The organism is Helicobacter sp., from assembly GCF_022511165.1.
Lineage (GTDB): Bacteria > Campylobacterota > Campylobacteria > Campylobacterales > Helicobacteraceae > Helicobacter_C.
The window spans coordinates 1-13,647 of record NZ_JAFLSB010000038.1; the positions used below are offsets into that span (position 1 = coordinate 1).

General features: G+C 39.5%; 14 protein-coding genes. 1 reads left to right on the plus strand and 13 read right to left on the minus strand.

The genetic code is table 11. From position 1 onward, the window contains the following. The 13 genes from J1E28_RS06080 to J1E28_RS06140 form a co-directional block, all read right to left on the minus strand. Positions 1-306: fumarate hydratase C-terminal domain-containing protein (locus J1E28_RS06080; RefSeq protein ID WP_291027797.1), on the minus strand; the 306-nt coding region annotated here is incomplete at its 3' end. Positions 307-316: 10 nt separating this feature from the next. Then, a complete protein-coding gene (locus J1E28_RS06085; protein WP_291027799.1) occupies positions 317-1,162 on the minus strand; it encodes a fumarate hydratase in 846 nt (281 codons plus the stop codon). A gap of 75 nt (positions 1,163-1,237) precedes the next feature. Continuing rightward, positions 1,238-2,035, minus strand: coding sequence for a hypothetical protein (locus J1E28_RS06090; protein ID WP_291027801.1), 798 nt, complete (start codon positions 2,033-2,035; stop codon positions 1,238-1,240). 9 nt (positions 2,036-2,044) lie between these two features. Then, positions 2,045-2,731 (minus strand): hypothetical protein, encoded by a 687-nt coding sequence (locus J1E28_RS06095; RefSeq protein WP_291027803.1) that lies wholly within the window; start codon positions 2,729-2,731, stop codon positions 2,045-2,047. A 90-nt stretch (positions 2,732-2,821) separates the two neighbouring features. After that, positions 2,822-3,085, minus strand: coding sequence for a hypothetical protein (locus J1E28_RS06100; RefSeq protein WP_291027804.1), 264 nt, complete (start codon positions 3,083-3,085; stop codon positions 2,822-2,824). A gap of 147 nt (positions 3,086-3,232) precedes the next feature. Beyond that, positions 3,233-3,922, minus strand: a complete 690-nt coding sequence (locus tag J1E28_RS06105) for a 3-methyladenine DNA glycosylase (protein WP_291027806.1) — start codon at positions 3,920-3,922, stop codon at positions 3,233-3,235. Beyond that, positions 3,919-5,553, minus strand: a complete 1,635-nt coding sequence (locus J1E28_RS06110; RefSeq protein ID WP_291027807.1) for an ABC transporter ATP-binding protein — start codon at positions 5,551-5,553, stop codon at positions 3,919-3,921. The genes J1E28_RS06105 and J1E28_RS06110 overlap by 4 nt, the downstream gene beginning before the upstream one ends. Then, positions 5,531-6,640 (minus strand): ABC transporter permease, encoded by a 1,110-nt coding sequence (locus tag J1E28_RS06115; protein WP_291027809.1) that lies wholly within the window; start codon positions 6,638-6,640, stop codon positions 5,531-5,533. The genes J1E28_RS06110 and J1E28_RS06115 overlap by 23 nt, the downstream gene beginning before the upstream one ends. Next, positions 6,633-7,685, minus strand: coding sequence for a microcin C ABC transporter permease YejB (gene yejB / locus J1E28_RS06120; RefSeq protein ID WP_291027811.1), 1,053 nt, complete (start codon positions 7,683-7,685; stop codon positions 6,633-6,635). Before yejB ends, J1E28_RS06115 begins: the two co-directional genes overlap by 8 nt. Before the next feature lie 116 nt (positions 7,686-7,801). Next, positions 7,802-8,017 (minus strand): KCU-star family selenoprotein, encoded by a 216-nt coding sequence (kcuS, locus tag J1E28_RS06125; protein WP_291027821.1) that lies wholly within the window; start codon positions 8,015-8,017, stop codon positions 7,802-7,804. A 72-nt stretch (positions 8,018-8,089) separates the two neighbouring features. Next, entirely contained in the window at positions 8,090-8,956 is an 867-nt protein-coding gene (locus J1E28_RS06130; RefSeq protein WP_291027813.1) for a hypothetical protein, read from the minus strand. A 9-nt stretch (positions 8,957-8,965) separates the two neighbouring features. Next, a complete protein-coding gene (locus J1E28_RS06135) occupies positions 8,966-9,802 on the minus strand; it encodes a hypothetical protein (RefSeq protein WP_291027815.1) in 837 nt (278 codons plus the stop codon). Positions 9,803-10,082: 280 nt separating this feature from the next. Continuing rightward, the gene (locus J1E28_RS06140) at positions 10,083-12,254 is read right to left on the minus strand and encodes a carbon starvation CstA family protein (protein WP_291027817.1); all 2,172 of its coding nucleotides are present in this window, start codon (positions 12,252-12,254) and stop codon (positions 10,083-10,085) included. A gap of 321 nt (positions 12,255-12,575) precedes the next feature. Here J1E28_RS06140 and J1E28_RS06145 point away from each other — a divergent pair. Beyond that, on the plus strand, positions 12,576-13,647 hold a 1,072-nt coding region (locus tag J1E28_RS06145; RefSeq protein ID WP_291027819.1), incomplete at its 3' end, for a bifunctional indole-3-glycerol phosphate synthase/phosphoribosylanthranilate isomerase.

A 13,647-nucleotide genomic window follows, 5' to 3' on the forward strand; every position in this document is an offset into this window, starting at 1 on the left:
AATCATTCCGTGAATGCCCTGCTCAATGATTGTAGGTGTGTATTTATCCATTCTCCCGCTTGTTGTAGGTCCTGCGCTACCAATCGCATTTCCAGGCTTTGCAGGAGTTGGTCCAAGATAATAAATTGTCTCACCTTTTAAATCCACAGGGAGCTTTTCCCCTTTTGCAAGTGTTTCAGTTAAAACCTTATGTGCTGCATCACGTGCACATAAAATCGTGCCGCTAATAAGCACACTCTCGCCTGCCTTAAGACTTGTCGCTACTTCCTTACTCAAAGGTGCTGTAATTTTCTTTGGTTCTGCCATATTCCCCTCCTTAAAGTTCAATATCAGCGTGGCGCGCAGCGTGGCAGTTGATATTTACCGCTACAGGAAGCCCTGCGATGTGTGTAGCATACCATTCCACATTGACTTTAAACGCTGTGGTGCTTCCACCTAAGCCTTGCGGTCCCACACCGGTTTTATTAGCAATTTCAAGCAATTCGTCTTCGAGCTTAGCATATCGTGGGTCAGGATTTTTAGAATCAATCTCGCGCACAGCAGCTTGTTTAGCTAAAATCGCCGCTTTTTCCATTGTGCCACCAATACCCACGCCAATAACCATAGGAGGACAGGCATTTGGTCCTGCAAGTTTGACTGCTTCGGTAAAAACTTTTTTTACACCCTCAATGCCATCGGCAGGAACAAGCATTTTTAGCACGCTTTTATTTTCGCTCCCAAAGCCTTTTGGGCAAACTTTGAGGTGGAGTTTATCTCCTTTAACAATGCGTGTGTGAATAACTGCAGGGGAATTGTTTGTCGTATTTTTGCGCTCATAGAGTGGCTCTTCCACGACAGATTTACGCAAATATCCCTCTGTATAGCCCTTTTTAATGCCCTCATTAATGGCGTCTTCGAGGTAGCCTCCTGTGATATGCACATCTTGCCCAATATCCACAAATACCACAGTCATTCCTGTATCTTGGCAAATTGGCATCATATTGCTTTCTGCAATCTTGCCATTTTCAATAAGCGTATTAAGGATATTTTGTCCCAACGCAGACTTTTCATTCCCCTTTGCAACGCTAAAAGCGCGTTTAATATCAGGTGTTTGGATACAACACGCATTAATAGCAAGCTTAGCAACCGCAGATGTAATATCTTCGCATCGCACTTCTCTCATATTTCCTCCTTATGTAGTGTAAAACGCACAGATTCTACTTTAAAATTTGTAAAAAGTGCTTTAAAATATTGCAATTTAAAGCCATTTGCTAAATCCATAGCCACATTCTAAACCAAAAAATGCCTGCAAAGCAGAGGGATAGACACTTGAGACACCTAAGCGATTTGTAACAGGATTCCTCGCTGCATCTAAATGCGTCAAACTCAAATGAAGTTTGGTATAAAAACCATAGGCTTTATTGTTGTGGATTCCTACAAAGGCGCGAATTTGGTGGTTATTTGGCTTAAGGGAGGAATGATTTGCATTATACCCAAAGTTATCTGGCGTATATGAATGAAAAGAGCTATAAAGTCCATATACGCCATAATGATAAGAAAATCCATACTCAAAGGCGAGATTATTTTGTAAAAGATACGAGGAAGAAAGCCCAAGCCCGAGTGTGAAAAGCGCAATATTTGGCACAGCATATTTTTCATCAAAGATAAAGCCACTCCCCCCAAGCACAATCCCCACAAAGAAAGGATTATGCACATCATTTTTGATATTTTTAGCAAAAAACAAAGTGCTATCAATATGTGCGCCAAAAGTGCGAAAATTCTCCTTGTCATAGAGCTTACTTTGCGCACTATGCACATTTGCGCTCACAGCACCCACTCGTATATCCCACATAAAACCATATTGTGAAGTATATTGAGAAAAAAGCGCATTGAGTGTGATAGCTTGTATTGAAAGCCTATGTAAAGAACTATGGTGAGTCCCAGCTAACCCACCAAGTCCAAGTTTATAATCGCTACATTTAAACTCATCACAATAATACTCCGCCCTTAAGGCAAAAACGACTATGCACAAAAGAGCATAGATTCTATGAAGCATTAATATTCCTTAAAAAGTAAGATTAAAGCCAAATTCTAAGCCAAGCATCATATTGCCATTGTGCGAAAAGCTTACATTGTCATTATATAGCACAAAGCTTTGAGAATCCGTGGGCGTAAGATACATTGCATTAAGGCGCACATAATAAGAGCGCGCCATAGTAAGAGTGATGTAGGCTTTGAGCAAGTGATTAGCCTCTGACTTCACACGCGAGGGGATTGCATAGGGGTAGGGCAAATTTGCACTTACATTAATATCGTAGAATCCAATGAGCATATACCCATAGCCAAGCCCCCACTTAAGATTCCAAAAATCGTTTATGGAGAGGATTTGTGAGAGCTGAATTCCTGCATAATAAAAGCCATTTTCAATGCTATGTGAGCTTTGGTCGTAGATATTAAAATGTGTAAAAAGAAGTATATCTAAGAAAAGAGGGGATTGGAGTGAGCCTAGATTCACCCCGCCAAAAAGGGCGATGTCAAGCAAACCGCTATTTGTGTGCTTACTTTCCTCAAAAAATAAAAGGCTTTTTGCGCTATCGCCCTTCACCCTCGCAATGCCAAAGTTTCCCTCAAGCCCAGCGTGCCACCGCGTATTCCACCACGCAAAGTGTGGGCTCACATACCCACCAAAGCTCGTGAGGGTAGAGGGAGTAAAAAACTGACTATTAGCATAAGCACCTAAACCCATTTGCATAGTGTAGCAACCACCTCGCATATAATATTCACAGCTCTGCGAGGAAGTAACTACAAATAATAAGAAAATGAGCCTACGCATAATGAGAATTTAGAAAGGAAAGCTCGTTTCTAGCTTCAAGCTACAATCTTTGCCTCCACCAAGCTTACACATTCCCCAATCCAAACCATAAACCAAAGCACTTACTCTTAAATAGGCTAACCAACTCTCCCCTGTCGCCTCATTCATTTCTTCTTCGCTTAAAATCGCTACATTTGCTTGGGCTTTAGCATCACCAAAAAGCAATGCTTTATCTTTAGCGCTAAGATTATCTTGAGGCTCTGTTGCTATATAAGATTCCCACAAAATACCCATACCATAATCCCTATAAACTTTTATAATCATAGCAATAAACCACGCGATATTGCCAAGTGATTAAATTATTTTTCTCATAAATTTTATTGCAATTAAGAATCTCATAGCACACAAAGTTTGCTTAATATATTCTCTCCCAAACTCGCTTCATTTTTCTATCTTTTCAACCACAGCGCGTATATCGCCTTTTTTCTTGCTAAATTCCACAATCTTGCCGTGAAATCGAGCAAAAATCTGCGCTAGGCTCATATCACACAAATCCTTATCCTGCGCATAGAGTTCATACACAAGCCCTAGATTCTCCCTCACTCCCGCCTCACAAAAGCTTCTTAGCTCCTCATAGTCCTCTATCTCCCTACCAAGCGCACATAAAAGTTTATAGGTATATCTATCCACCACCATTACTTCTTGCTTACACGCGTAGTTGAGTATCGCATACGCACTCTCCTTTCCTATGCCTTTTTGAGCGATAAGCCACTCAAAATCCACTGCATTTTGAAAGGATACAAAATCCAAAAAATCTGCCAAAATCGCACGTGAAAGCCCAATAATATAAGCTGATTTTTGCCTTTGTAAGCCAAGAATATGCGATTGCAACACATAAGATTCTATATGCGCCATTTGCTCCAAGTCTTTTTGGGAATCCCCGCTTAAAATCCCAGCCCTCCGCATAGAACCAAGCATTGCCTCTACTTTATCCCATTGCGTATTCTGCACGAGTATTGCACCCAAAATTACCTCAAAACTCCCCTCATTTGCCCACCACCAAGCTCCTTTTCCCTCTAAAAGCCTATAAGTTTTAAGAGCTTTGAGTAAAACAAAACTATTTTCTATCATTTTGAACTCTTTTTAAAAAATGCTTCTATAAGGCTTTTTGCATACGCATCTTGCGGATTGCTAAAAACCTCTTTGCTTTCCCCCTGCTCTACCACACGCCCTTTGTCTAAGATAAGAATCTCATCACTTAAAGCTTGTAAAATCTCTAAATCGTGTGTGATAAAAATATAGCTCATTTCTAAACGCGCTTGTAACTCTAAAAGAAGTGATAAAATAAGCTTTTGAGAGCTTTTATCAAGTGCAGAAGTTGGCTCATCAAGGAGCAAAATATGAGGTTTTCGCACAATAGCACGCGCAAGGCTTACTCTCTGCTTTTGTCCCCCGCTTAGCTCAAAAGGATAGCTTTGTGCATAATATGCCTCTAAGCCTACAGATTCTAATGCCCAAGCCACTTTGTCTTTAAAAGTGGCAAATTTCCCCCCCAAAGCCTCTGCAATAATATCGCCTATACTAAATCGTGGTGAGAGTGAGGAAAAAGGATCTTGAAAAACGATACTTATAGCATCTCTTAAGGCATAAAAATCCTTTGGTTTTGAATGAAGGCGACCTTGAAAATATATTGCCCCTTGTGTTTGCAGTAATCCTAATAGCCCGAGTGCAAGGCTTGACTTCCCACTCCCAGAAGCTCCGGCAACCCCTAAAATCTGCCCTTTTTGCAAAGTAAAGCTTACATTTGACACAAGAGGTTTAAAATGCGTTTTTAAAAAAGCTCTTTTTTCCACACCTACGCTTAGATTCTCTATTTTTAAAAGTGCATTTTCTTTGAGATTTTCTGCGTGCGAAGTAGGCGATACTTCATTTTCTATTTGAGCTTCATCTAACCCCTGCTCTTGCGTTATTTTGTTCTCTCTTTGTGGGAGTAAAAGAGATTGCATCAAAAAACGTGTATAAGGGTGTTTAGGAGAACTAAAAATATGTGCTGTGCTATTTTGCTCCACTATCTCACCCTCTTTCATTACTATGACTTTATCGCAAAAATCTCTCACTACACCCAAATCGTGGCTAATAAATAAAATTGAGCTAAGTTTAAGGGTGGAGAGTAGCTCCATAATCTGCTTTTGCACAAGCACATCAAGCGCAGTTGTAGGCTCATCACAAATAAGCAAAGTAGGATTATTTACAATACTCATTGCAATAGCTACTCTCTGCTTTTGTCCCCCGCTTAACTCAAAAGGATAGCTTTGTGCCAAATATGCCTCTAAGCCCACAAGAGCTAAAAGCTCTTCAAGTCGCTCCTGTGCTTTTTGATGCAATGCCTTACCACGCAAATGCGGGTGTAATGAGGAAGCGTGAAGATAAAAGCTTTCTAAAATCTGTTTGCCCACCTTTTGAAGAGGATTAAGACTTGAGAGCGGCTCTTGGGGAATGTAGGCGATTTCATTACCGCGCAAAGAACGCATTTGTTTGGGATTAAGATGAAGTATATTTGTGCCATTAAAGCAAATTTCACCACTTTGAATCGCCATACTTGGCTGAAGTCGTAAAATCATTTGTGCTAAGCTGCTCTTGCCCGAGCCAGATTCTCCTACAAGAGCTACTCTTTCTTGTGGCGCGATGTGCAAGGCAATATTTTTTAATGCAAAATGGCTAGAATGCGCAAAGTTGGCATTAAGATTTGAAATCTTTAGCATTTTTTTCCTTTATAAAATCAATAGCCTCTCTATCCCCTGCACTTCTTTGTAATTTAATATGTGGATCAAACGCATCACGCAATCCCTCACCGATAAAAACAAGCACAGAGAGTAACACGCATAGAGCCATAAATGCAGTGATTCCTAAATGAGGAGAGGAGAGATTATTTTTGCCTTGTGCCAAAAGCTCCCCCAAACTCGCACTCTCCACTGGCATACCAAATCCTAAAAAATCAAGACTACTTAAGGTTACAATACTCCCTGCCATAATAAAAGGAGCAAAGGTAAGCGTGGCGCTCATTGCATTGGGTAAAATATGCACAAACATAATGCGCCTATCGCTCACATTCATAGCCCTTGCAGCACGGACATACTCGAGATTCCGCGCTTTTAAAAATTCCGCACGAACAAGATTTACAAGTATCATCCACGAAAAGAGCAATACCACACATAAAATCCACCAAAAACTCGCCTCAAACACGCTTGAGATGATAATAATCACAAATAAAATAGGCACAGCATTAAAAATCTCAATAAGCCTTTGTCCCACTAAATCTACCATTCCACCATAATAGCCTTGTATCGCCCCTGCACAAACGCCTATAAACACGCTACATACCGATAAAATAAGCGCAAAGATAATGGAGATTCTATACCCATAAATTAATCTCGCACTCACATCTCTTGCCTTATCATCTGTGCCAAGGATATGCTTAGAATCTGGCGCACTTGGGGCTTGAGTGGGTAAATCCATAATGATACTATCATAACTATAAGGAATAGGCGCATAAAGCACAAAGGCGTCTTTTAAAAGCTCATCTTTAACATAACTATCTAAATAATCGCTCCAAGTTTCAAAATCCCCACCAAAGGCAGTTTCAGGATAATCAACAAACACAGGAAAATACATTTTAGAATCTTTATAGATAAAAAGCGGCTTATCATTAGCAATCAATTCTGCACCAAGGCTTAAGCAAAAAAGTATCAAAAAAAGCACAAGGGAGTAGAAAGCGCGTTTATTTTGCTTAAAAGTGCGCCAACGCATTTGAGCAATGCTTAAATGTGAATCCTGCACTCCCTTAAACATTTTTTGCTCCAAAATGAATACGTGGGTCGATAAAATAATACAACACATCAGTGATAATGCCTAGCACAAGGGCAATAAAAGTAAAAATATAGAGCGTGCCAAAAATCACAGGATAATCACGATTAACCACACTCTCATAGCCTAAAAGCCCCAAGCCATCAAGACTAAAAATAATCTCAATCAGCAAACTCCCACTAAAAAATGCTCCAATAAAGACAGCCGGAAATCCACTGATGATTAAAAGCATTGCGTTGCGAAAAATATGCCTATATAAAATATGATTTTCACTCCCCCCTTTAGCCCTTGCACATATCACATAGCTTTTGTGAATCTCCTCTAAAAAGCAGTTTTTGCTAAGCATAGACAAAGTCGCAAATCCCCCAATAGAAATGCACAACACAGGCAAAAATAAATGCCATAAATAATCTTTTATTTTTCCCCACAAGCTTAAAAATGCAAAATCCTCACTCACTAGTCCTCGCAGAGGAAAAAGCTCAAAATAGCTCCCTCCACAAAAAAGCACAATAGCCATTACGCCAAACATAAAAGCCGGTATGGCATTAAGCACGATAATAATTACACTACTTATCACATCAAAGCGCGAGCCATTATACAAGGCTTTTGCGATGCCTAGAGGAATAGAGATAAGATAAATAATAAGTGTGCTAAAAACACCAAGTGAAATAGATACGGGCAATTTTTGGGCAATGAGGGAAAGCACACTCTGTTTTGCATAAAAACTCTCTCCAAACTCAAAATGAGCAAAATTCCATAGCATCTGCACATATCGCTCACCCAAACTCTTATCAAAACCATAAAGTTTTTTAATCTCTTCAATAAGTTCAGAATCTAGCCCAACCGAGCCTTTATAGAGACTATTTTGTCCTGCTACTGCCTCGCCTCCGCGCCCCTCATTTTCAATTTTTGCAATCGTGCGCTCAACAGGTCCCCCCGGGGAAAGCTGCATAAGCAAAAAATTAATACTTATCACGCCTATGAGCGTAGGGATAATGAGAAAGGAGCGTTTAAGAATATAGCCTAGCATTAAACCTCTTGTATTGAATATACGCGTATGTGTGAATATATGTGCTTTGGTGCTTTTTTATTACCTCTGCCTTAAATAGCATTTTAAAAATCTTATTAGGATAATAAAGCTAGATTCTAGCAGCATTTTGCTCTTCCTGCACCATATTTTGCTTTTAAGGCATCGGCAAAAAATTCTTTTTGCGTTTTAGGAATCCTATCGGGGTGATAGATTCTCATATGCTCAATATATTTATCGTAGCTTGGCATACCCACAAGTAGATGAAAAAACCTATCACTGCGCCGATAGAGAGCTTTTAATCTCCGCCACCAAAGCTTGCGCGAAAAACTCATTTTACTCTTTTGTTTCATAATAGGCGTGCCTTTTATAGAATCTAAGACACGATAATATCGTATTTATTTTAATTAAAAGCCAAAGCTATATTGAATAAAAAGGCGATGTGTATTGTTTTTAGGCTCATATAGATTTACAACATTGCTTGGATTATAAATGCTTGTCGTTCTTACTCTATCTGAATCTCCTATATTCCAATATTCATAGATAAGCCTCACAGAACGCCACTGCTGTGATTTTGTAAAAAAATTTGCCCCAATAAAAGCTACAAAAGAAAATCCTTCTTTTTGCATAACCCTCAAATCATCTGTAACACCATATTTAGTTGCTTTGGAGAGATGATTACCAAAGATGAGATAACGATATCCGCCACCATAAGTAAAGGCAATTTTTGGATTGATAAGCACCTCTCCTTCAAGCTCCAAAGGCACATACAAATAACCTTGAATCCTATCCATTACCATAAATTCAGTGCGATTAAGATAATAGCCTAGCCCAGTTTGTAAATAAAGTGTTGCTCTCTCTAAAGAGCCTAAGAGATTATATCCGCCTTTTAGCTCTACATCTCCAGCGATTGAGCCAATAAGAGAGTTTAAAGATTCTCCGTTTCTATCAGGATTATCCACATCTAAAATACTTCCAGTGTAGCGCCCAAGAGCATAATTCACGCGCAAAGTCCCCTCAAGCTTCACTCCTGCTTGAGAAATTAGCCCCACTTGCCCCATAAGCCCAAACATAAGTGTATCCATAGACATTACTTCAGGTTCATTGTAGCGATAATATCCACTATAAAAGCCAAGTGAGCGATATAAGCCACTTTTAATAAGCCCTGTTTGCCATTTTGATTGAGTATTTGATGTAAAATCTATATCAGCAGCGTTTAATGCGCAAGATATAGCAAAAATCACAAATATACGATATAAAATATGTGTTTTCATTTTACCCTCCTAGAATCCAATGCCAAATCGTAAGCCCACATAGCTGATATATGAGCGAGGATAAGAGACAACAGAGCTTCCGGGTATATAGCCGGGGGTTATTGTCGCTCCATTAGGTGGAGTTGAAATGCTAATACTTGCACTTTGGGATTCTCCAAAAAACTGATATGAAGCTAAAATATTGGCGTAAAAATATACTTCTTGGCTCACATAATACCTACTCCCCAAGCTTAAGCGTAATCCATAGCCCTTTTTGGCTGAAAGCTTGGTAGAATTTTTTCCATTATCATAAACTACTAGAATTTTTTGAGATAAGCCCACATCATAGGCTAAAAGATACTCAAAAGCAAGGCGAGGGCTTACCCTGATATTTCCTCCTAATTCAAAAGGCAAATAAGCGGCTTGGATTTCTCCAACACTTGGAATATTGACAGAGCCGGCTACAAAATTTGTCGTTTTATAGCCAATAGCCATATATAAAGGCACATCGATACTTCGTCTTTTAAGGGCATAGCCCACACGATAACTTCCATCAGCGAGAATATTTTCATTGCCTACAGGGGGTTGGCTTGTGAGATTCTCTGTGCCTTGAAGAGGAAAGTGTTTATTGATATTCCCCACACTCGCTCCAAGTAAAACATCTGCACCAATCAATATGCCATTTGTAAAAATATAATCAGCATTGAGATACAAAGCCGTATGCAATGAATCCATATGGCTTTCCCCCGCATTATGAGCAAGATGTGCGATATTTAGCCCAAGCTTCATATCCCCTCCGCTTTTTAGCTCATTTGCATTCGCAGCAAAGCAAATGCTACATAACATCACAAGTATAATACTTCTCATAAGCCCTCCATAATAATATTAATGGCTATTTTTACTGAAAGCTTTAGTATAACATAAATTATAAAAAATGCAAATAAAACTTAAATATTTTTATAATTTTTTAATATATATATATATATATATTAAAAAAAAGTAAAATAATTTTTACTTAATTGATATAAATAAGCAAAAGCACTTTGTAAAATGAAATAAGAATAAGCCTTAAAGAGGGAAAATAGAGCAAAATACAAACAATCTCTATGCCAAAAAGCATAGAGATTGCAATATGGGTTTAACAAGATTAATGGAATCCTGCCATACGATTTTCAAACTCACTTGCTTTACGATAAGGTGCTTCAGCAAGTGGAAGCGTATTTGTGCCTTTAATGCAGCGCAGACAGATTCTTATGCACTGAATAAGCACTAAACAAGTAACAACCATAAATAGCGCACAAAGTGCCGCATTGATGAGATTATTTGTTGCAATGGTTGAAAGTTTTCCTGCTTCATCGCTCAATTTTGCAATCATATCAGCATCTAAGCCTAAAGATTCTGCCTCTGCGACTTCTTGCAGTTTTGCTGCAGCTTTTGCGCTATTATTCTGCCAAAGAGCAATATGACTGACTGCATCATGCACTTTCTCGCCATTTGCAGGAAGGAGTTTGCACACACCCGCATAGAGTGTAGTAGTAAGCACCCAAACAGCAGGGAGAATCACCACCCACGCTCCTTTTGCTTTGCCCATTTTAAAAAGCACGGTAATACAAGTAAGCAATGCAATGCCCGCAAGCATTTGATTTGATACACCAAAAAGTGTCCAAAGTGATTTAACGCCACCTTGTGGGTCAGTAACACCTTGATAGAGGATATAGCCCCAACCGCTCACACAAATCAAAGTCGCTATTATGCCCCAAAACATCGAATGAATATTGCCAATAGGCTTATACACATTGCCTAATATATCTTGCACCATAAAACGTCCTGTTCTTGTGCCTGCATCGACTGCGGTAAGAATAAAGAGGGCTTCAAACAAAATCGCAAAATGATACCAAAATGCCATAGAGCCTTGATTAAAAAGCGGCACTTGAGAAATAATAGTAGCTAGTCCAATCGCAAAAGTCGGCGCACCACCTGTTTTGCTCAAAACGCTATTTTCCCCAATATCCCTTGCCATACCCAAAATATCTTCAGGCGAAACAACAAAGCCCCAAGAGCTAATAGTTTGTGCTGCGATCACTGCCGCTTCTGTCACATCTTTAATACCGGCTGTGCCAAGTCCTGCAGGTGCGACATTGATAGAAAAATACAAGCCCGGAGTGAGGGTTACTGCGGCAATAAGTGCCATAACCGCCACAGCAGATTCCATAATCATTGAGCCATAACCTACCATTCGCGCGTGAGATTCTCTCTCAAGCATTTTAGGCGTTGTTCCACTTGAGATAAGCGCGTGGAATCCGCTAATTGCCCCACAAGCAATAGTAATAAAAAGAAATGGAAAAAGCTCTCCGCTAAACACAGGTCCTGTGCCATCTACAAATTTTGTAACACTCTCAAAATGCACTTGAGGCATCACAATCAAAATTCCCCCTGCCATAAGCACAATAACACCAATTTTCAAAAATGTGCTTAAATAATCCCTAGGCGCAAGCAAAAACCATACAGGTAAAATAGCTGCGATAAAACCATATACAATCATCACATAAGTGAGCGCAACAGGAGTAAGTGTAAATATATCGCTTAAAGTGGGATTTTGCGCCACATCACGTCCAAAATAAAGGGCTAAAAGCAAAAGCACAAAACCTATAATACTTGCTTCACCAATCTTGCCCGGACGAATAAAGCGCATATGAAGCCCCATATATATGGCAATAGGAATCGTCATAGCAATCGTAAAAAGCCCCCAAGGAGATTCAGCCAAGGCATTTACAACTATGAGTGCCAAAACAGCAATAAGAAGCATCATAATGCCCAAGATTCCAACCATTGCGATAGCACCAATAGGCTTACCAAGCTCAAGCTTAATAATCTCTCCCAAAGACTTGCCATTTCTGCGCATAGAAACAAAAAGCATTGTAAAATCATGCACTGCCCCTGAAAGCACCACGCCTACAACAATCCAAATCATACCCGGCAAATACCCCATTTGAGCAGCTAGGATTGGTCCTACAAGAGGTCCAGCCCCTGCTATTGCTGCAAAGTGATGCCCAAAAAGCACAATTTTATTTGTTGGCACAAAATCGTGTCCATCATTATTCACTATTGCAGGAGTAGCGCGATTATTATCAAGCCCTAGCACCTTATATGCAATATACTTTGAGTAAAAACGATAGCCTATTGCATAAATACACACTGCTGCTACCACTATCCATACAGCAGAAATACTCTCTCCTGTATGCAATGCTAAAACACCAAAACACCACGCACCTAGCAAGGACACAACTGCCCACAATGCTATGCTTAAAATCTTATTCACAACATCTCCTTCAAAAACTTAAATAAAATGCGCACAATCTTAAATTTTTAAAATTAACCTATGCTAACACCAAAGGAATTTCTCGCTTTGTGCTTAATTATGTTTTAGTTTTAGTAAACCAATAAATAATACAAAAGATAAAAGCCCACAAATACAACACTTATAAGCTTCATAACTTTAGTTTAATACTTCACAATCTATACTTCACAACACTTACCTTCTCTCCAATTACCTTAATATGATAGAATCTTGGCTCAAGCTATGGTAGATTCTGTATGATACATTTCTATACACTAAGCATTAATGCAAGGAATATAATTTATGGTAGAAGTCCTCGCTCAAATTAGCACCAAACGCGCACAAGATATTAGTAAGAAGGGCTTTGGCTTTGGTTATGAAATCCCACAGGAAAGAATCCACCCACTTGTGCAACCCCGCTTTGAGCCTATGCTTTTTATTGCTGAAATTAAACGCGCCTCGCCCTCTGCGGGAGAAATCGGGGCAATCCCCTCTCCTACAAAACTTGCAGGTGATTATCTTAATGGTGGAGCAGGGGCTATATCTGTGCTATGTGAGGAACAGCATTTTAATGGGAGTTTGCTTGATTTAATGGCAGTCAAAAATGCTTTTCCTAATGCTTGCGTTTTGCGCAAGGATTTTATCCAATACCCCCAAGAAATTGCAATCAGCTACCGCGCTGGAGCAGATATGATTCTACTCATTAGCGCAATGTTTATTGATGAAAAAGAGGGTTTTGCGCGTTTTCAAGCCATTTATGAAGAATGCCTCCAATATGGCATTACTCCGCTCATTGAGGTGCATACGCAAAGAGAGATTGATTTTATCGCGCCTCTTGCACCTAAGCTTGTAGGCATTAATGCGCGCAATCTCCACACTTTTGAAATTGATATTCCTACTGCCTGTGTGCTTAAAGATGCTTTACCTGATAGTGAAGTGATTTTTGAATCTGCTATCAACTCCCCCTCGTCTGCCTTTATGGTAGGTAGTTTTGGCTTTAGTGGATTATTATGTGGGAGCTATCTTGTCTCACATCATAATCCAACCCACGCTTTACAATCACTCAAAAGTGCCTTTATGCTTGGCAAAACAGAGCAACCGCGCTTTTATAGGCATATCTTCCCTACCCTAAATGCACAAAATAGCACTGATTCTAAGCCTTTACTGAAAATATGTGGCATTACAAATCTTGATGATGCGCTTACCCTTGCACAAGAGGGAGCGAAAGAAAAAACTACAAACAATCAAAATCCACAAGATAGTATAAAATGCAATGCCATAGATATGTTTGGTTTTATCCTTGTCCCACATAGCCCACGCTACATAGAATCTAAGCGTATTAAAGAAATTGCTAAAGCCCTACAAAAGCTCTATC